Source organism: Streptomyces sp. NBC_01635 (assembly GCF_045209715.1).
Classification (GTDB): domain Bacteria; phylum Actinomycetota; class Actinomycetes; order Streptomycetales; family Streptomycetaceae; genus Streptomyces; species Streptomyces hirsutus.
The window spans coordinates 3,273,815-3,293,042 of the sequence record NZ_CP109277.1 but is presented as its reverse complement, the minus strand read 5'-3'; the positions used below and the strand labels follow the sequence as shown (position 1 = coordinate 3,293,042).

Below are 19,228 nucleotides of genomic sequence, written 5' to 3'. Positions count from 1 at the left end.
CGTTGTCCTGTGCGCGTCTCTTTTCCTGTGCGGTGAGCAGACGGGTGGTCAGCTCACGCGCAGGTACTCCGGTGCCGGTGGTTCGGAACTTCCTGGATCACTGCCCATTGTCTTCGCCAGCCAACGCTCGTACGAGGCCTGCCATCCGTCCTCGGTGTCCTCGCCGAAGTCCACCAGGACCTGGTTGACCCGGCGCAGCAGGTCGTCCGCGTCCTTCTTCATGGCCACGCCGTAGTACTCGGTCGTGAAGGAGTCGCCCTTGAGTTCGACCGTCGGGTCCTGTGCGGCCTGGCCGGCGGCGAGCGCGGCGTCGGTGACGACCGCGTCGACCTCGCCGAGCTGCAGCCGCACCAGGCAGTCGAGCTGGTTGGGGACGGTGGTGCGGATGTCGACCGACCGGGGGAGGGCTCCCCTCGCCTTGTCCGCCTCCAGGTTCGCGTACGCGGTGGAGCCCGCCGCCGTGCAGATCTCCCGGTCCGCGAGTGTGGGGCCGTACCCCTTGACCGGGGAGGTCTTCGGGGCCAGGACCTGCTGTCCCGTGGTGAAGTACGGGGCGGAGAACGCCACGTCCTCCAGGCGCTCGCAGTTGATCGTCATGGTGCGGACGATCATGTCGACCCGGCCGTCCTGGATCGCCGGGATGCGCTGGTCGGTGGGGATCGCCTTGAACTGGACCGCGTCCCGGTCGCCGAGTACGTCCTCGGCGATGCGGTGCGCCAGGTCGATGTCGAAGCCCTCGAGCCGGGCGCTGTCCCCGCTGTTGGGATCGCGGTAGCCCCAGCCGTAGCTGTTCTGGTCGATGCCGACGACCAGCTTCCGCCGCTCGCCCGGGCGGGCCTTGATCGCGTCGATGACCGGGCCGTCGGCGTCGGAGGGGGTCAGGGTCTGCTTCTCGGGATCGTCGCACTCCTCGGCCGCCTTCGCGCCCAGGGCGTCCGTCACGCCCGGTCCGGCGGTCCTCGGCTCCTTGCCGGGCCCGGCGGAGGACCCGGCGCGGGTCAGCACCAGCGCGAAGACCAGCGCGAGCGCGCAGAGGGCGGCCATCGCGCCCACCCCGCCCCAGCCCCGCAGGCCGGCCCGCAGGCGTCGTACGTTCCTCATCACGCCCCCTCCCCTTCCACCCTTCACCGGTACTCCGCTCACCGGTACTCCGACAGCCTGCGGCCGATGCCCAGCACCGCGCCCGCCGCGCCCAGTACGGCGAGGCCCGCGGCGCCCTGCGGGAGACCCGTCAGCGCGTCCCGGCCGCCGGTGGCCGCCTCCTGGAACTCGCGCCTCTCGTGCGTCAGCGCCGAGGCCAGGCTCTCGTCGACGCCGTCGAAGCACTCGCCGGTCGCGCCCTCGCCGCCGATCACCAGGTCCAGCGCCTCCTGGTAGTTGCCGTTCTCGTCCTGCTCGCGGGCGGCCGCGTGGCGCTTCTTCCACTCCGTCATGTTGCTCACGGCGGCGGCCACCGGCTTCTCGCCGCTGCTGTCGTCCGCGAGTTCGCCGGCCCGGGCGAGGCCCTTGCCGAGGGCTTCCATGTCGTGCTGGAAGTCGTAGTCATAGGCGTCGTACGCCTTCTCGCCGACCTTCTTCGTCTCGGCGCCGCGGGCCACCAGCGTCAGGTTCTCGTTGCCGCGCGCCTTCAGGGAGGCGATGCGGGCCTCGTGCAGCACGCCGAGCGAGCGGACGCCGTGGTCGTAGGAGCCGTTCAGTCCCGAGCGGGCGAGGTTGTGGCCGGCGACCAGCCAGAGCAGCACGACCGCCGCCGCGGCGGTGGCCGCGACCAGGCCGTGGTTGAGCACCCGGTGGGTCCGCAGGTACGTACGGCGCTGGGCCCAGGCGAGCACGGCGAGGGCGATCACCCCGAGCGCGATCGCGGCCCACGGGTAGGGGGTCGCGTCCGCGTAGTCGGCGTCGAGGCGCTCGGTCTCCTTCGTGTAGAGGTCCTCCGCCGCAGGAAGCATCTCCTCCTGCATCTTCTCGTTCGCGTACCGCAGGTAGGCGCCGCCCACCGGGTAGCCCTGGCGGTTGTAGGTACGGGCGCGCTCCACCAGGCCCTTGTACACGGGCAGCAGCCGGTTGAGCTTGGTGATCGTCGCCGCCGACGAGGAGCCCGGCCGGGAGTTGGCCGCGGCGTTGACGAGCTTGCCGGCGGCGGTGCGGATGCCCTTCTCGTACCGGTCCCGGGAGGCGGCGGTCTCCTGGCCTCCGGCCAGGAAGCCGCTGGAGGCCGCGGTGTTGGCGTCCGCGAGGGAACGGTAGATGTCGGCGGCGTCCGAGGCGAGCGGCTGACTGCTGGTGAGGACGTCGTCCGCCGCCGCGGCCCGCTCGGCCATCTGCCAGGCGGCGACCGTGCCGAAGGCGACGACGAGGGCGGCGAGGACCGCGCCGATGATCCTGAGGCGGCCGGGTTCGGTGGCGGCGGCCTCGCGCAGCCGGACGGCCCCCTCGACGAACGCCGTGCGCCGGGGCGCCTCCGGCTGCGGGAACGCGGGAGGCCGGGAGCCGCCGGGCGCCTGCCGGGGGGCCGGGGTGCCGCCCGGCCCGGACTGCGGCGGCACGGCGGGCATGGCGGGCGTGGCCGCGCCCGGCGGTGCCGCGCCGCCGCTCGGCGTGTGGGTCACTTGACCTCCCCCGTGGTCATTCGTCCCGCCAGTATCGCCGCAGGAACCGACATATGCACCGGCCTTGGCACGATCTTGATTCGACGGCCGTGCGGTCACCGGGAATTCCGGCCCGCGAGCGAACCCCGGACGGCCCCGGAACGCCCTTCCCGCACCACCCCCTGCCCACGAACACGCCGGGGGAATCCGGTTGGTTCCGGGCGGAGTTCACGGGTGTCCGGAGGCCGGAGCCGAGGATCGTCCGGCGGGACCACCGGAGTCCCGGACCCGCCCCCGGCCATCCGCCCCGTCACCCGCCCGATCACCTGTCCGACCGTCCACTCCCTTGGCCGTCCACTCCCTTGGCCGTCCACCCCCTTCGGCCGCCCACTTCTCGACCATCCGCCCGGCCTGCCCGGCCCACCCGCCCGGTTGTGCCGGGCCTGTTCGGCGGATGAGGCGGGAGCGACCGGCAGCACGTGCTCCTCGGAGGAGGGAACGCCCGTGCCCCGCCCGCCCCGCCCTCGGAGGCTTCCCTACCCCCGTTCGTAGTGGGCCCGCAGCCGGGCCCGGGCGCTCGGCGGGGCCGTCAGGTGGTCCAGACCCAGGAGGGCCGCGCCCAGGACCGGGGCGGCGGTGACGACCCGGGGGACGGCCTTGGGCGCGTGCTCGGCGAGCAGGGCGCGGACGCGGTCGTCCAGCCGGGGGTGCCGGGCGGCCAGGACGCTGCCGCCCAGCAGGACGGGTGTCTCCTCGGTGAGCAGGTCCAGTCGGGTCAGCGCCACGACGGCCATCGACGCCACCTCGTCGGCCTGGCGGTCGACGATCGCCCCCGCGACCGGGTCGCCGCCGGCCGCCGTGGCGAAGAGCACCGGCGCCAGTTCGTGACGGCGCCGGGGCGCGAGGCGCTCCAGGTGCAGGGCCTCGATGAGGGCCGGCATGTCCGGGAGGCCGAAGTGCGCCGGAAGGGTGCCGGCGAGGGCGGTCGCGGGACCGCGGCCGTCCTCGGCACGGGCCGCGTGCCACAGGGCCTCCTCCGCCAGGCCCCAACCGCCGCCCCAGTCACCGGAGATGCGGCCGAGCGCCGGGAAGCGCGCGGTACGGCCGTCCGGGCGCATGCCGACGCAGTTGATGCCCGCCCCGCACACGACGGCCACCCCGCGGGGCTCGGTGACCCCGGCGCGCAGGAGGGCGAAGGTGTCGTTGCGGACCTCCACGGTGTCGCCCCAGCCGCGTGCCGCCAGAGCCGCCGTCAGCCGTTCCTCCTCGACGGGGAGGTCCGCGTTGGCCAGGCAGGCCGAGACGTGCGCGACGCCGGAGGCGCCGGCGGCGGTGAGCGCGGCGGCGACGGTCCCGGCGAGGGCGTCCACCGCCGCCGCCACGCCGACGGCGGGCGGCTGGAACCCCCCGCCCCGGGCGGTGGCCAGGACCTCGCCGTCGTGGGCGACCACGGCGACGTCCGTCTTGCTGTTGCCGGCGTCGACGGCGAGGACGCCCGCGGTCAGGCCCACGTGAGGTGCTCCCGGTTGTGTGCGACGAGCTGGTCGGTGAGCTTCTCGGCGTACTCGTACTGGCCGATCAGGGGGTGGGCGAGCAGGGCGCGGAAGACCCGCTCGCGGCCGCCGCGCAGGGCCGCGTCGAGCGCCAGGTCCTCGTAGGCGGTGACGTTCGCCATCAGGCCCGCGAAGAGGGGGTCCACACGCGGGACGGGCAGCGGGCTCGCCCCCTTGGGGCCCACGGCCGCCTGCACCTCGATCACCGCGTCCTCGGGGAGGAACGGCAGCGTGGAGCCGTTGCGCGTGTTCACCACCTGGTACGGGCTGCCGGCCCCGCGCAGCAGGGCCGCCGCCAGGTCCACGGCCGCCTCGGAGTAGTAGGCGCCGCCGCGCCGGGCCAGCAGCGCCGGTTTCTCGTCGAGGGCGGGGTCGGCATAGAGGGCGAGCAGCCGGCGCTCCATGTCGGCCACCTCGGCGGCCCGGGACGGCTTGGTGCGCAGTTCCCGGACGACCTCGTCGTGCGCGTAGTAGTACCGCAAGTAGTACGAGGGGACCACGCCAAGCCGGTCCAGGACGGCGCGGGGCAGCCGGAGGTCGGCGGCGATCGCGTCGCCGTGGTCCCGCAGCAGCGCGGGCAGCACGTCCTCGCCGCCGGGGCCGCCCCGGCGCACCGCGGTCTCCCAGGTGAGGTGGTTCAGGCCCACGTGGTCGAGGTGCAGTCCGGCGGGGTCGACGCCGAGACGGGCGGCGAACTTGCGCTGGAGCCCGATGGCGACGTTGCACAGCCCCACCGCCCGGTGCCCGGCCTCCAGCAGGGCCCGGGTGACGATGCCGACGGGGTTGGTGAAGTCGATGATCCAGGCGTCGGGGTTGGTGCGCCGGACCCGCTCGGCGATGTCGAGCACCACCGGGACGGTGCGCAGCGCCTTGGCCAGGCCACCGGCACCGGTGGTCTCCTGGCCGACGCAGCCGCACTCCAGCGGCCAGGTCTCGTCCTGCTGCCTGGCCGCCTGCCCGCCCACCCGCAGCTGGAGCAGCACCGCGTCGGCGCCGTCCACGGCCGCGTCCAGGTCCGACGTGGTGACGATCCGCCCGCCGTGCCCCTGACGGGCGAAGATCCGGCGGGCCAGACCGCCCACCAACTCCAGCCGGTCCGCCGCCGGATCGACCAGCACCAGTTCCTCGACCGGCAGGGTGTCCCGCAACCGGGCGAAACCGTCGACGAGTTCGGGCGTGTAGGTCGAACCCCCGCCGACCACGGTGAGTTTCATGACATCAACCCTTTCAACCCTCTCAGCTCTCTCAACCCTTTCGGGGGGCGTGTGGAACGGTCGCGGATCAGCGGGCGGTGTCGAAGACCTCGTCGCGGGTGGCCGCCAGCGCGCTTTCCAACGCGCCGCACACCACGGGGTGTTCACGGACGTCGCCCACGACCAGGCGCGGGCGGGGCGCGGCCAGCTCCTCCAGCTCGGCCTGGACGAGGGCGCGCAGCACCTCGCCGCCGGACGTGAGGGCGGCGCCGCTCAGGACGACGAGTTCGGGGTCGAGGACGGAGACGAGCGAGGCGAGACCGGTGGCCAGCCGGGTGGCGTAGGTCTCCAGGAGCCGGCGGTGCGCCCCGTCGTCCGGCGCGGCGGCGGCACGTTCCACCAGGGCGGCGGCCACCTCGGGGTACGGGCCCTGCGGGATGCCGGTGATGCCCAGCTCGCGGGCCAGCCCCGGTACGGCCTGGGCGCCGGCCAGCTCCTGGTAGCCGCCGCTGTTGGCCCGGGTGACCTGGCGGACCAGGGGGGCGCCCGGCACCGGCAGGAAGCCGACCTCGCCCGCGCCGCCGGTCCAGCCCCGGTGCAGCCGCCCGCCGAGCACCAGGGCGGCGCCCAGGCCCTCCTGGTTCCACAGCAGGACGAAGTCGGTGTGCCCCCGGGCCGCGCCCAGGCGCTGCTCGGCGAGGGCGACCAGGTTGACGTCGTTCTCGTACGCGAACGGCATCGGCAGCGCGGCGGCGAGTTCGTCGAGCACCGTGGGGGAGTGCCAGCCGGGCAGGTGGGAGGCGTAGCGCAGGCGGCCGGTGCCCGGGTCGAAGGCGCCCGGGGTTCCTATGACCAGGCGGTGGACGTCGGCGCGGGCCAGGCCCGCCGCCTTCACCGCGCCGTCCAAGGCGTCGGTGACCTGCTGGACCACGGCGCCGGTGCCCGCGCGGCGGCCGGGGGTGGCCAGTTCGTACCGGCCGACGGTGCGGCCCGTGATGTCGGCGACGGCGGCCCGGATCAGGCCGGGAGCGACGTCGAGCCCGGCGGCGTACGCGGCGGCCGGGTCGACCTCGTAGAGCTGGGCGCCCGGTCCCGGACGGCCCTCGGTGGTACCGGTGGCGAGTACCAGCCCGGCCGCCTCCAGCCGGGCCAGGAGCTGGGACGCGGTCGGCTTGGACAGGCCGGTGAGTTTGCCGATCCGAGTGCGGGACAGGGGGCCGTGCTCCAGCAGCAGGTCCAGGGCGGCGCGGTCGTTCATGGCGCGCAGGACGCGCGGCGTGCCCGGGGTACCGGCGGTTCCTGCCATGGAGTGCGGCACCTGCCCCTCTGTCGGCCGCCCAGCTTCTCAGCGGTCGGCGCGGGACGTCCATCCGGACCCTGCCCACCGCACGGGAAGCCTTTATTAGGAAGGTTTCCTGTTGGTTGGAGAGGAAGGTAGGCCCGGGGCGGAGGGAGCGTCAAGAGGGGGCGCGGCAGGGATACGGGGAAGGGAGCGGCAGGGATACGGGAAAGGGCGGTACCCGGGATTCCCGGGTACCGCCCTTCCTCGCGCCGCGTCCTCCGCCCCGGCCCTCCGCCGTGCCGCCGGCTACTTCTTCGTGTTCGGCGGCGGGGTCAGCGGGGACGCCGCGAGGGACTGCGGCGAAACGCTGCTCGCGTACGCGGACGGGGGCGCGACGGCCGCCGCCGGGTCGGGGCCCTCCATCTCCACCGGGGCGGTGGCGCCCCCGACGATGCGGATGCCGGCCGCGTCGAAGGCGCGCTTGATGCGCCAGCGCAGTTCGCGCTCCACGGTCAGGGACTTGCCGGGCATGGTCTTCGCCGAGACGCGGACCACCATCGAGTCCAGCAGGACGGAGTCGAGGCCGAGGATCTCGATGGGGCTCCACAGGAGTTCGTTCCAGGGGTCCTCCTTGCTCATCCTCTCGGCGACGGCGACGAGGGTGGCCTTGACGTGGTCCAGGTCCTCGTCCGCGCGGACGGTGACGTCGACGTTGGCGGTCGCCCAGCCCTGGGAGAGGTTCCCGATGCGCTTGACCTCGCCGTTGCGCACGTACCAGATCTCGCCGTTGGCGCCGCGCAGCTTGGTCACCCGCAGGCCGACCTCGATGACCTCGCCGGTGGCGACGCCCGCGTCGACGGTGTCGCCCACGCCGTACTGGTCCTCGAGGATCATGAACACGCCGGAGAGGAAGTCCGTCACCAGGTTGCGGGCGCCGAAACCGATCGCCACACCGGCGACACCGGCCGAGGCGAGCAGCGGGGCCAGGTTGATCTGGAAGGTGCCCAGGACCATCAGCGCGGCCGTGCCCAGGATCAGGAACGACGCGACCGAGCGCAGCACCGAGCCGATCGCCTGCGAGCGCTGGCGCCGCCGCTCGGAGTTGACCAGGAGCCCGCCGATCCCGGCGCCGTCCACGGCCTGGCCGGTCCGGGACATCCGGTCGATGAGCTTGGTGATCGCCCGCCGCACGAACACTCTCAACACGGCGGCTATCACCACGATGAGCAGGACCCTGAGCCCGATCGCGAGCCAGGTGGACCAGTTCTCCTCGACCCAGCCGGCGGCGTTGGTGGCGCTCTCGTGGGCGTCCTTGAACGTGGGCACCATCGGGGTCCCGGAATCCGAGGGGGTCGGGGACGGCTCCTCGGCCAGGGGGACGGCGGACAGGGACACGGCGGGTACCTCCAGGTGGCACGGTCTGCCCCCGGTGCGCGGTCAAGGTCTTCAAGGCGTTCAAGGTCACGAAAAGGTCACCGGTGCGGACAGAACCACCACACTAACGGGGCATTGCGGGTGGACCCGCACGATGAGTGAAGAAGAGACGGCCCTCACCCGGGCCCGCCCCGGCCGCCACCCGGCCCGCCCCGGCCGCCACCCGGCCCGCCCCGGCCGCCACCCGGCCCGGACCGGCCGTGATCCCGGAGGCCGGATCGCGTGTGGTCGAAAACACTCTCAGCCCGTTACCGGTACATGGTGGCGCGACGACCAGGCATGAGGGGAGACTGACTACGGATCGTCCCGGCGCGAGCCACGCGCCGCCGGCGTACAAGGAGGCATCCGTGCCGCATGTCCTGGTTCTCAACGCGTCGTACGAGCCGCTCGGCGTCGTACCGCTCCGCCGCGCGCTCGTCCTCGTCCTCGAGAGCAAGGCCGTGTGCCTCGAGGAGTCCGGCGCCTACCTGCACAGCGCGACCGTCACAGTCCCCGCACCCAGCGTGGTCCGGCTCAAGCGATTCGTGCGGGTCCCCTACCGGGGGCCCGTTCCACTCACCCGCCGCGCGCTCTTCGCCCGCGACGGGGGCCGGTGCATGTACTGCGGTGGTGTCGCAACCAGCGTCGACCACGTCATCCCGCGCAGCCGCGGGGGCAAGCACGTCTGGGACAACGTGGTGGCGTCCTGCCGCCGCTGCAACCACGTGAAGGCCGACCGCCACCTGTTCGAGCTGGGCTGGCGGCTGCGCCACAAACCGGCCCCGCCCACCGGCCTGGCCTGGCGCATCATCGGCACCGGCCACCGCGACCCGTGCTGGCTCCCGTACCTCCAGCCCTACGGCGCGGACGACGCAATGGCCCGCATCGACGGCCTGTCCCGGGTGGACGGGATATCCGCCTGAGCGGTCCGGGCCGAGGCCGTACGGCCCCGGCCCGTATCGAGCACCCGGCCCGCATCGAGCACGACGGCCCGACGGCCATGCCCCGGCCCCGGTGGACCCCCGTTCCCCCGGGTGCCGGGGCATGGCCGTCGCGCCGGCCGGTCAGGCGTACCGCAGCTGGGCCGGGTCGGCCGAGCGGCGCAGCAGGGGGAGCGCCGTTGCCGAGGCCAGGAGGCAGGCGGCGTAAGCCGCCGGGGGCACCAGCAGGGCCGCCCAGGGCAGGGACGGTGCGTTCGTCAGCGTGCCGTAGCCGGCGCCGACCACCATGCCGCCGACGCCCGCGAGCAGCAGGGCCGGGGCCAGGGGCAGCGCGGTCTCCAGGAGCAGCGCCCGGTTCAGCACCGAGCGCGGCACCCCGGTGGCGGTCTGCGCGGCCAGTCCCCGCCGACGCGTGGCCAGCGACTCGGCGGTACCGACGGCGAGAGCGGTCAGAGTGATCAGTACCGCCACCGAGATCGCCGTGGCGGTCAGGTTCAGGCCCGTCGTGTAGTACGACATGGACCCGCCCAGGGACCCCTGGTTGCGGTGCAGTGCCGCGAGGAACGCGTGGCGCACGCCCATGAACCCGGTGCCGACGACCGTCACCAGCAGCATGGCCGCATGCGTACGGGCCGCCGCCCACGGGTCGGCGCGCAGCCGCTCCGCCGCGATCAGCACCGCCGCCGACCGGGCCCGGCCCGCGAGCACCCGCCCCATCAGCCGGGAGGAGGCTCCGGCCAGCCACACCGCGCCCGCGCCGACCGCGAGCAGCGCGGCGAACATCATCACCGGGAACTGCCAGTTCGCCCCGCGGGTCGCTGTGCGGTCGGTCATCGCGGTCGCCACGCCCACCGCCACCACCAGCGCCGCTCCGCCCAGGAACAGCCGGCCGGGCCCGCGTGCCGAACGGATCTCCGTCACCCGGCGGACCGGGCCGAGCGGTGAGGCCACCACCCGGCGCAGCGCCAGCGCGCCCGCCGCCGCGCCCAGCACCGGCACCGCCAGGGCGACCAGTACGACCGTCACCCAGGCGAGGGCGGTTGGTCGCCCCCATAGACGCAGCAGGAGCAGTACCGAGAAGACGGTCGCGACCGCCGAGCCGAGCAGGCAGGCAAGACCGGTCTCCAGCGCGGCGATCCGCCGCACCTGCCAGGGCGTCGCCCCGGCCAGCCGCAGTCCGGCCAGCCGCCGGTCCCGGTGCACGGCGCCGACGCGGGCGCACTGCCCGAGGAACCCGAGCACCGGGACCAGCAGGAGCAGCAGACCGAGGATCACGCCGACGCGCGTCCCCGGCTGGTCGATCAGCCCCTCGGCGAGGGACGTGCCGATGCTGCGGTCCCCCAGTGAGAGCAGGACTCCGGCAGCGAGCGCGAACCCGGTGGCCAGGGCGGCGCCGGTCGCGGTGAGTGCGACCCGCCACCACTCCCGCCGGTCCGAACCGTGCGTGAGCAGCCAGGCCAGCCGCAGATCGGAACGCCAGTTGTCCGAGGAGGCTCGGGTGTTTGAGGAGCCGGCGGCGTTCACGCGGTCACCTCCAGCGGTGTCAGTGCCCCGTCGCGCAGCTGCGCCTCGCGGTCGGCGTACGCGGCCACCTGGGCGTCGTGCGTGATCAGCAGCACCGCCGTGCCCGCCTCCCGGGCCGTGTGCGCCAGCGCCGTCATCACCTGCTCGCCGGCCAGCGAGTCCAGCGCGCCGGTCGGCTCGTCCGCGAAGACCACCCTCGGGCCGGTGACCAGGGCCCGCGCCAGCGCGGCCCGCTGCGCCTGCCCGCCGCTCATCTCGCCCGGCCGCGACTCCGCCTGCCCGCGCACCCCGAACCGCTCCAGCCACTCCCCGGCCCGTTCCCGTGCCCGGGCCCGCCCGGTGCCGGCCAGCATCAGCGGCAGCGCCACGTTGTCGAGCGCGGTCAGCTCCGGAACGAGCTGCCCGAACTGGAACACCACCCCGAAGTCGGTACGGCGCAGCTCGCTCAGCCGCTTCTCCGGCAGTTCCTCCAGCCGCTGTCCGTCGTACGTCACCGTACCGGCGTCGGGGCGGACGATCCCGGCCAGGCAGTGCAGCAGCGTCGACTTGCCGCTGCCGCTGGGGCCGGTCACCGCCAGGATCTCCCCGGCGCGCAGCTCCACGGAGGCGTCACGCAGGGCGAGCGTCTTGCCGCGCGCCTTGACCAGGCCGTGGGCCGCGAGCAGCGGTTGTGCGGGGCCGCTGCCGGTGTCGGCACCGCTGCCGGTGTCGGTGCCGTCGCCCGTGGGGCTCCCGCCGCTCACCTTGCTCCGGTTGCTCATGCTGCATCGACCTCCGCGGTCAGAGTGGTGAGCCGGTCCGCCGTGGTGGTGATCCAACGAAGGTCGGCATCCAGGTGGTTGAGGGCGTAGTCCGCCGAGAGCACGGTCGCCAGTCCGGCTCCGGCCGCGGACTTCACCGCGGTGAGTTCCCGCATCCGCCCCATGTGGGCGGCGCGCTGGGCGCGCAGATACGCGGCCGGGTCACCGCCGGACAGGATCGACACCACGACCTTGGCGAAGATCTCGTTCGTCACGAAGGGGGCGGGCGGGGCGATCTCCCCGGCCCAGCGGGCCAGTTCACGTGTCCCCGCTTCCGTCATGCGGTACGCGGTCCGCTCCGGGCCGCCGTCCGACTCGGTGCCGTCGACCTCGGCGAGGCCGTCGCGGACCAGGCGTTGCAGGGTCGTGTAGACCTGCCCGTAGGCCAGGGGGCGGGCTTCGGGGAATTGTTCGTCGTGGCGTCGCTTGAGGTCGTAGCCGTGGCTCGGCCCCGAGGCGAGCAGGCCCAGCAGGACGTGACGGGTGCTCATGGATCTCATTATGCACTGAGTACATGTATTGAGTGAATAGCTGCTCGAGAAAAGATCAATCGAGTCCGGAACCCGGAAGGTCACGAGGGGCAAGAAGGTCGCGAGGGGCAAGGGGGCAGAGGTCGTGGTGCCGGGAAGGGCTCGGGGTCGCGACCGTTCACGGGAATCTCCCGGCGTCATCTGGCCTGCCCGGTAAGAGGAGTTGGCCCGGCCGTAGTGGGCATGCTTCGAGGGGCGCCGCCGTACTGCTCGGGGTGGCACGGGAGAGCGAGCCGTAGGGGCCGATGCCCGGCATCGGCTTGTCTTCGCCGACCGGCTGGTGTCACACCGACCCCTCCACGGCGCGACCTCCCGCACCCGGTGCCGCTGCCCGCTGTCGACCGCCCCGCCATCACCTGAACGATCCCCGCCGGCACCTCGCCACGCTTCCCCCGCCATCGCGCACCAATCCGTTACCGGTGCGCTGTCGTCCGGAAGTCCTCCCGTGATCGCCCTGCTAGCGGCGGGGGATTCCAAGAGGCAGCGCGAGAGCGAGCACGGCGGCGGTGGCCAGCCACGCGCTGAAGTTGTCGGCGGGGTAGAGGGCAATGGCCCACCAGGCGTGACTCACAAGGCCGTCGGGGTTGTAGGCGCGGCCTGCGACGAGGTTGAGGACGAGGAGCATGAGCCCCGCTGCGGTCGCCGCTGCTTCGTTGATCAGCCGCCGGATGAGGAGAGCGACGGCCAGCAGCAGGACGGTGTTGCGGGCGATGTCCATTCCGACCAGCAGCCCGGCCAGATGAGCAAGGACTGCTGTGGCCGTGACCATTCCCCGGTCGAGCGTGCTGACGGGCTGTACCGCTGTGGTCTCCGCCTGGCCGAGTCTGCGGTCCAGGCAGTACATGACGGCAACGATGGCCAGGACAGGGGTGAAGAAGGCCAGCTGCGGGTTTCCCATCCCGCTGGTAATGCTCGGGACGGGGACCTCGCTCTTGCCTGCGAGGAGACACACGGCGATGAGCAGGCCGAGAGCCGCTGGTACTGCCAGCCACTGACGCACCTGTGTCGCGTACAGGGTCACGACAGAGCCCTGCAGTGTTCCTGAGCGGTGACGGTTTTGGTGAACCAGTCGGCCTGCTCCTCGACTGGGCGGTTGCGGACCTTCTGAACCGTGTCCCAGTCCGCTGGTGCGAGCGCCGCCTGGACGTCTTGTCGGGGGACGCCGGCTGCAAGTGCCGCCCAGGCGGCCGCGGCGGAACCCGGCTGACGGCAGTCCTTCACTCCGTGCAGCGCGGCGGTCCCTGTGACCGCTGATTCGGCCATGTCCGCCGCGTACTGGGCGGGGTCTGTGCTGCGGCCGGCAGGGAACCAGTACAGGGGCCAGATTCCCGGCTCGAGCGGAACCTCGGTGGAGCTGATCCGCAGCTCCCGGGGCGCGGGGACACCGGCTTCTCGGAGCTTGCCGATCGGGGCGAGGGCGTCTTTCCGCAGATGGGTGGCGTAGGGGGCGTACTCCGGCGGTACGCACACACGGGGCGCGTCGCCGGCGCACGTCATGGTGGTGATGCGAGGGTTTGTCGGATGGCGGAAACCCCAGTCGGAGACAAGGGCGCGCCCGGTGAGCAGCGTGAGCGTGATCGTCGTCAGGGCCACGGCCGCTCCCCACGCGCGCCGGGGGATGCCGGCGAGTGCCCAGAACGCGAGCGCGAGCGCGGCGGTGACACCCCAGGGGACGAAGTAGACGGACGGTGAGCGTGTGTCGGTGACGCTGGAGAGTCCGTCGATGAAGCCGCCCAGGTGCCGGACCCATGGATTGGGTGTCGCGTGGGGCCATGACAGCCACACCCAGCAGCCGATCGCCGCCACGGGCGAGGCGATGGATTTGGGCATGACGAGCCCGACGCACCAGCCGATGACGAGCCAGCCGCAGGACAGCACGATCAGGTGGGCGACAGCGAGCAGCCCGGCACCCTGCGGCAGCACCCGGGCGGCGTCGTACGCCATGACGACAGCACCGATGACGAGCACGCCCAGGAGGAGGAGAAGGGGGGTGGCGGCGCGCAGGAGTTGCCGTATCACGCTGCGATGGGCGGTGGCGCGCAGTGCTCCCAACATGCGGTGGCGTCCCGCCTCCCAGGCGGCGGCCCCCGCTGTGGCCGGGACGACGACCGCCACTGCGTACGCGGCCAGCTCGCCGGCTTCGACCCCGTAGTGGGAGGGGACCGGGGAGGCGGCGTCGCCGATGTAGAGGGAGACGTAGGCGAGGGCGGGGAGCATCAGCCAAAGGGCGGCGGATGCGCGGAGGTTGGCCCAGGTGATCATTCGGCCGCCTCCAGGAGGGAGGCGTAAGCGCTCTCCAGACGTCGGGCGGGGGCGCAGGCGGGATCCGCGTGCTCGGTGAACTCCTGCACGGTGCCCCGGAAGCGCGCCTTTCCGGATTCGAGGACCACGACTTCGTCGAAGGATTCGTCCAGGTCGCCGATGTCATGTGTGGAGACGATGACGTGGACGGTTCCGCGCAAGGAGGCCAGCAGGTCGAGGAACCGGCGCCGCTGGTGGGGATCGAGGCCGACGGTAGGTTCGTCGAGGAGGAGCAGTTCCGCGTCGTGGACGAGGGCCTGCGCGATGGCGATGCGCTGCTGCTGACCGCCGGACAACGTCTTGATCTTGTCATCGAGTTTGTTTCCGAGGCCCACGCGTTCGATGGCCGAGGGCGCGGCATGCCAGGCGTCGCGCTCACGCATGCCCTTGAGCCAACCGACGTAGGCGACGTGTTCGCGGCAGGAGAGTCCGGGGATGAAGCCGGGGTGCTGCGGCAGCCAGGAGACCTTTTCGCGGTAAGCGCGCAGATGTCTGCGGGTGGTGGTGTCGAAGTCCGCGTAGCCGACGGTTCCTGACTGGGGTTTCTGGGCGCTCGCACCGAGGGAGAGGAGAGTGCTCTTCCCGGCGCCGTTGGGGCCGAGGAGGACTGTGTGGCCGGGCGAGAAGTGCAGCGTGAGACGGTCCAGGACCGGGCGAGAGCGTGACCTGTATCGGAAGGTGCAGGTCTGATAGTGCAGGGGCATGGGTCGTACCTTGTTCACGGGGAAGGGGAGCACCCGGGGGCGAGGAACTCTATTGCGACCAGTGCGTGACCGTAAGTGTTCGAACGGTTACGTCGAGTCCGGGTGCGCCGTAGTCGAAGGCGAAGTAGCAGTCGCCCGAGCCGTGGTCCGACCGGTTGCCGGAGGGGGTCGCCGTGCTGCTCGTGAAGCGGTTGGTGAATGCGGCGGTCGTATGCTCCGGGGCGGGTCCGGTGACGTCCTTGCGAAGGGTGGCGTCGACAAGTCTGTCACTGCCGTTGTCGGAGCATCCGGTGAACTTGATGTTGGTCGAGCCGCCCGTGTCGTACCAGCGGCGGGGCTCGAAGCCGGGGCTGGCGTTCGTCAGCGAGCTGCTCTAGGAGGCGGCCTGAGTCGGAGCGGTGGTGACGCCGAGGGTGGCGGCGACGCCGAGGATGACGATGCCTATGCGGCGAGCGGGCTCACGCGGGGTGTTGAAGCGTGCGGAATGCACTTGTTTTTTTCCTTGAGTTGGTTGTGCAGAGACATTGATCATCTAAGTGGATGGATCGAAGATGATCAAGGGATCGCTGCTTCCTGGTAGCCGTCACATGTCGCCAACTGGTGTTTCAACAAGCAGAGTTGAAGCTTCCGGCTTCGTTGATCTCCAGCCGGCAGCCTCAGGAAGAGGTTCGGACTCGTCTCAAGTTGGTTATTCTGCAGGCGAGTTGGACCAGAGTGAGGTGGAGGTCGGCAAGTGTCTCGTAGCGGGTCCGAAGCCGCTTGAACCTGTGGAGTCAGGTGGAAGGTCCGCTGGATGATCCAGCTGGTCTTGCCCAAACCGGAGCCGTGGGTTGTGCCCTTGCGGGCGATCTTTGGTGTGATGCCGCGGGCTCTGAGAATGCGGCTGCACTCGTCGTGATGGTAGTCGCGGTCGGCGAACGATCGGCCCGGCCGGTGATGTAGCCGCCCGCGGACCCCACGGATGCGGGGTATCGCGTCCAACAAGGGCATCAGCTGCGTGACGTCGTGACGATTTCCTCTGGTCAGCGAGACGGTCAAGAGGGTGCCGTGCCGGTCGGCGATCAAGTGGTACTTGCTGCCGTGCCGTGCCGTGCCGTGCCGTGCCGTGCCGTGCCGTGCCGTGCCGTGCCGTGCCGGGCTAGGTCGACCGGCGAAGGTCCGGTGCGACCCCTTTGAGGGCCCTGACATGCGAGCCGACGAGCACGCCGTCCACTGCCGCGACATCAGGGAGGAACCGCGATGAACCACGCCGAGTGGAACGCGAAGGTCCGGTCGGGGTGCGGCACGCAACGCTCCGGCTGTCACTCCGCGACCGCGTACGCCTCCACCGACCACAGGGAGTAGCCCCACTCGGTGGCGCGGGCCTCGCCCTGGACGCGGACGTGACGGACGTCGGGTTCGTCCATGCGGAGCGTCTCCCGCCCGCCGGCGCTGTCCGTCACCGACGCCGCCGTACGCCAGCTGCGGCCGTCCGCCGAGACCTCGACGCGGTACGCCGACGGGTGCGCGTCCTGCCAGTGCAGGGCGACCTTCCCGAGCCGCACCGGGCGCTCCAGCTCGACCTGCCACCAGGCGTCGTCCTCGACCGGGGACGACCAACGCGTCTCCGGGACACCGTCGTTCGCCGCCGAGGCGGGGAAGTCGGGCGTCTCGTCGGCCGAGGAGCTCGCCGTGCCGGTGCGGGCCAGGTCGGGTCCGGCGGTGCGCGGGACGGCGTTGACCGTCAGCGTGTGCGTCACTCCGCCGAAGCCGAGCCGCACCTCGTACGACCGGGCCGTCGCCCCGGGCTCCACCGTCACCTCGACGGGCACCTCCACGGAGGTGCCGCGCGGGACGGTCAGGGCGCCCTCCGGGACCCGTACCTTCACGCCCTTCGGTGCCTCGACGGTCACCTTGCCGCGCACCTGCTCGGGCCGCAGCGACTCGAGTGTGGCCGTGAGCCGCCGGGTGCCGCCGATGTCGGTGTCCGCGGGGCCGTCCGGCAGCGTCATCGAGACGCCGGGCTCGTCCGTGAACCACGGCACGACGTGCCGTACCCGGGAGGCGTCCGCGCCGGTGACGCGGACGGCGCCGGCCGGGCCGTCCACCCGCAGCTCGGTGGCGCCGGAGGCGGCCAGCGTGCCCAGGCGGCGCCAGCCCGCGCCCGGCGCGTGGATCTCGACCGTCCCCGGGGTGCCGGGCTCGGCCAGGACCGTCACCGTGCTCAGGTCCCGGACCCGCGGCAGCTGGAGCACGCCGTCGTCCGACCGGCCGCCGGAGCCGGCGGTCGTCTCGCGGCCGATGCCCGCCCAGGTCTCGTACGCGTCCCGGGCCCGGTTCAGGAACGGGTCCAGGACGCCCTTGCCGACCGTCACCCGGGCGGGCTTCAGCAGCGTCCGCCGCTCGGCCAGCTCCCGGTACGCGGTCCAGGAGGCGCCCGCGTCGTCGGACTCCTGTGCGCGCAGCATGTCCAGCGCGGTGAGGCCGGCCTCGCCGTAGCGGGCCAGCTGCCCGGTCCAGGGGGCGACCTCGTCGGCGAGCGAGGCGGTGCGCGGGTTGCCGGCCAGGGTTTTGGGCAGCTCGCGCAGCACCGTGAAGGCGGCGCGCAGCCGCTTCTCCGCCGCGCGGCCCTCATTGCCGCCGGCGTCCGCGCGGGTCCGCCAGAACTCCTTCAGCAGCGGCCGCAGGTACGCCGACTCCTCGGCGCCGAGGACCGAGGAAGCGTCGTTGCCCGCCAGCGCGGACAGCGCCTCGCCCAGCACGGGGTCACCCTCCGCGAGGTCCTTGATCGCGGCCCGCCAGGATTCCTGGGGGTCGTAGGCGCGCGGGTTCCAGGCGAAGTCGGCGGCCGTGAACAGGGGGATGCGGGACGCCTCGGGCTGCTCCATCGCGTTCGCGAGCAGGGCGGCCGAACCGGCGGCCACGGCGGGCTCGCGGCCCTGGTAGGGGCCGAGGAAGATCCGGCCGGGGGCGAAGTCGTTGACCGGGTAGTTGTCCATGGTCACCAGCGGGCGCGCGAACACCTTCCGCGCCTCGGCCAGGTCGCCGCCCGTAATGGTGCTCGGCACCACGCCGACCCCGGTCCACGCCACCTCCACCCCGGAGTCCAGGGCGTCCGAGAGGGCCCGCCGGTACGCGGTCGACCCGTCCTCGTAGTACTCGGTCGGCATCAACGAGAGTGCGGCGGAATCGGGGTGACGGTCCGCCAGGTGGCGGGCCACCGCGTTCGCCACGTACGCCTGGGCGCGGGCGGCGGCGTCGGGGCCGGAACCGAAGCGTTTCGCGTCCTCCCCGCAGTGCCACTCGCTGTAGCTGACGTCCTGGAACTGCAGCTGGAAGGCCCGGAAGCCCAGCGCCCGCATCGCGTCCAGCTTGCGGGTCAGCGCGCGCAGGTCCTCGCCCGAGGCGAAGCACATCGCCTGGCCCGGCGCCACCGCCCAGCCGAGCGTGACGTGGTTGCTCCGGGCCCGCTCCGCCAGTTCCCGGAACTCCGCGCGCTGCCGGTCCGGGTACGGCTCGCGCCAGCGGGCCTGACGGTGGAGGTCGTCGCCGGGCGCGTACAGGAACCGGTTCTGCTTGGTGCGGCCCATGAAGTCCAGCTGGCCCAGCCGCTGCCGGTGCGTCCACGGGGTGCCGTAGAAGCCCTCGGTGATCCCGCGCACGGCGGTGCCCGGCCAGTCGCGGACGACGGCGGCCGTGAAGGCGCCGTCGGGACGCAGGAGCTGACGCAGCGTCTGGACGGCGTGGAACAGGCCGTCCTCGCCCGCCCCGGTGAGCGCGACGGCCTCCCCTCCGACGGTCAGGGTGTAGCCGCCCGCGGGGAGGGCGTGAAGGTCCGGCTGGGAGGAGCCCACAGGCCGGTCCGCGCCCATCCGCACCACGAGCGCCCCCTCGGGCGCCTTGTCGCCGGGGGCGGTGAACCGGCGCGCGCCGGCTTCCCGCAGCAGCGTGCGCAGGGCCTCGACGGCATGGGGGTCGACCGACGCGTCGGTGCTCAGGACGACCTCTTCGGTCACCGCGACCGGGGCGCCGTTCGCCCGCAGGGACTGGGGGCGGGGCCAGACGGCCAGGTCCGCCCCGACCCGGTCGGGAACGGGGGACGTGGTCGTCCCGGGAACGGAGGGGGCCGCCATGGAAGCGGGCGCGGCGCCCAGCGTCCCGGCGACGACGACGAACGCGAGGGCGGCCGCCCTCTTCCCACGTCGTAGCTGCAAGGCCCCTCCCGAGGAGACAGAACCGTTACGTGACAGATCAGGAGCCCATCATTGTGCTCCGGACGTGTCAATCAGAGTGGCCGTTGTGGCGGGTTTGCCCGCATGTGGAATGCGGGAACGGGAACACAATGTGAGCAGAAGCACGTTCCGCGGACGGGGATGCCTGCCTTCGCGCCCGCTGGGTAGGGGCTGCGAGGAACCCCGCC

14 protein-coding genes and 1 pseudogene are annotated in these 19,228 nt (G+C 72.8%); 1 reads left to right on the top strand and 14 read right to left on the bottom strand.

Features of this window, described 5'->3' with window-relative positions; genetic code table 11:
- Positions 1–48: 48 nt before the first annotated feature.
- The 6 genes from OHB56_RS15415 to OHB56_RS15390 form a co-directional block, all read right to left on the bottom strand.
- Complete coding sequence (locus OHB56_RS15415; protein WP_326752794.1) at positions 49–1,101, bottom strand: glutamate ABC transporter substrate-binding protein; 1,053 nt, start codon at positions 1,099–1,101, stop codon at positions 49–51.
- Between the two features lie 38 nt (positions 1,102–1,139).
- Positions 1,140–2,555: a hypothetical protein gene (locus tag OHB56_RS15410; protein WP_406359074.1), complete on the bottom strand. Its 1,416-nt coding sequence runs from the start codon at positions 2,553–2,555 to the stop codon at positions 1,140–1,142.
- Between the two features lie 569 nt (positions 2,556–3,124).
- Positions 3,125–4,099: an N-acetylglucosamine kinase gene (locus OHB56_RS15405; protein ID WP_406353851.1), complete on the bottom strand. Its 975-nt coding sequence runs from the start codon at positions 4,097–4,099 to the stop codon at positions 3,125–3,127.
- Positions 4,090–5,355, bottom strand: a complete 1,266-nt coding sequence (locus tag OHB56_RS15400) for a 6-phospho-beta-glucosidase (protein WP_326752791.1) — start codon at positions 5,353–5,355, stop codon at positions 4,090–4,092. Before OHB56_RS15400 ends, OHB56_RS15405 begins: the two co-directional genes overlap by 10 nt.
- 67 nt (positions 5,356–5,422) lie before the next feature.
- Entirely contained in the window at positions 5,423–6,640 is a 1,218-nt protein-coding gene (locus tag OHB56_RS15395; RefSeq protein ID WP_406353849.1) for an ROK family protein, read from the bottom strand.
- Positions 6,641–6,922: 282 nt separating this feature from the next.
- The gene (locus OHB56_RS15390; protein WP_406353848.1) at positions 6,923–8,011 is read right to left on the bottom strand and encodes a mechanosensitive ion channel family protein; all 1,089 of its coding nucleotides are present in this window, start codon (positions 8,009–8,011) and stop codon (positions 6,923–6,925) included.
- Between the two features lie 386 nt (positions 8,012–8,397).
- Here OHB56_RS15390 and OHB56_RS15385 point away from each other — a divergent pair, with 386 nt between their 5' ends.
- Positions 8,398–8,952, top strand: a complete 555-nt coding sequence (locus OHB56_RS15385; protein WP_055594740.1) for an HNH endonuclease — start codon at positions 8,398–8,400, stop codon at positions 8,950–8,952.
- Between the two features lie 141 nt (positions 8,953–9,093).
- On the opposite strand, the gene OHB56_RS15380 is transcribed toward OHB56_RS15385, so the two are convergent.
- The 8 genes and pseudogenes from OHB56_RS15380 to OHB56_RS15345 form a co-directional block, all read right to left on the bottom strand.
- Positions 9,094–10,494 carry an FtsX-like permease family protein gene (locus OHB56_RS15380; RefSeq protein ID WP_406353846.1) on the bottom strand — a complete coding sequence of 467 codons (1,401 nt, stop codon included), beginning with the start codon at positions 10,492–10,494 and terminating at the stop codon, positions 9,094–9,096.
- Positions 10,491–11,255, bottom strand: coding sequence for an ABC transporter ATP-binding protein (locus tag OHB56_RS15375; protein WP_326752787.1), 765 nt, complete (start codon positions 11,253–11,255; stop codon positions 10,491–10,493). The genes OHB56_RS15380 and OHB56_RS15375 overlap by 4 nt, the downstream gene beginning before the upstream one ends.
- Complete coding sequence (locus tag OHB56_RS15370) at positions 11,252–11,785, bottom strand: PadR family transcriptional regulator (protein ID WP_326752786.1); 534 nt, start codon at positions 11,783–11,785, stop codon at positions 11,252–11,254. Before OHB56_RS15370 ends, OHB56_RS15375 begins: the two co-directional genes overlap by 4 nt.
- A 496-nt stretch (positions 11,786–12,281) precedes the next feature.
- Positions 12,282–12,845: a hypothetical protein gene (locus OHB56_RS15365; protein ID WP_406353844.1), complete on the bottom strand. Its 564-nt coding sequence runs from the start codon at positions 12,843–12,845 to the stop codon at positions 12,282–12,284.
- On the bottom strand, positions 12,842–14,086 hold the full coding sequence (locus OHB56_RS15360; protein WP_406353842.1) for a hypothetical protein: 1,245 nt from the start codon (positions 14,084–14,086) through the stop codon (positions 12,842–12,844). The genes OHB56_RS15365 and OHB56_RS15360 overlap by 4 nt, the downstream gene beginning before the upstream one ends.
- Positions 14,083–14,829, bottom strand: a complete 747-nt coding sequence (locus OHB56_RS15355; RefSeq protein WP_406353840.1) for an ABC transporter ATP-binding protein — start codon at positions 14,827–14,829, stop codon at positions 14,083–14,085. Before OHB56_RS15355 ends, OHB56_RS15360 begins: the two co-directional genes overlap by 4 nt.
- 656 nt (positions 14,830–15,485) lie before the next feature.
- Positions 15,486–16,054 (bottom strand): annotated as a pseudogene (locus OHB56_RS15350) (transposase); the annotation flags it as partial.
- 76 nt (positions 16,055–16,130) lie between these two features.
- The gene (locus OHB56_RS15345; protein ID WP_406353838.1) at positions 16,131–19,022 is read right to left on the bottom strand and encodes a beta-N-acetylglucosaminidase domain-containing protein; all 2,892 of its coding nucleotides are present in this window, start codon (positions 19,020–19,022) and stop codon (positions 16,131–16,133) included.
- Positions 19,023–19,228: the final 206 nt, after the last annotated feature.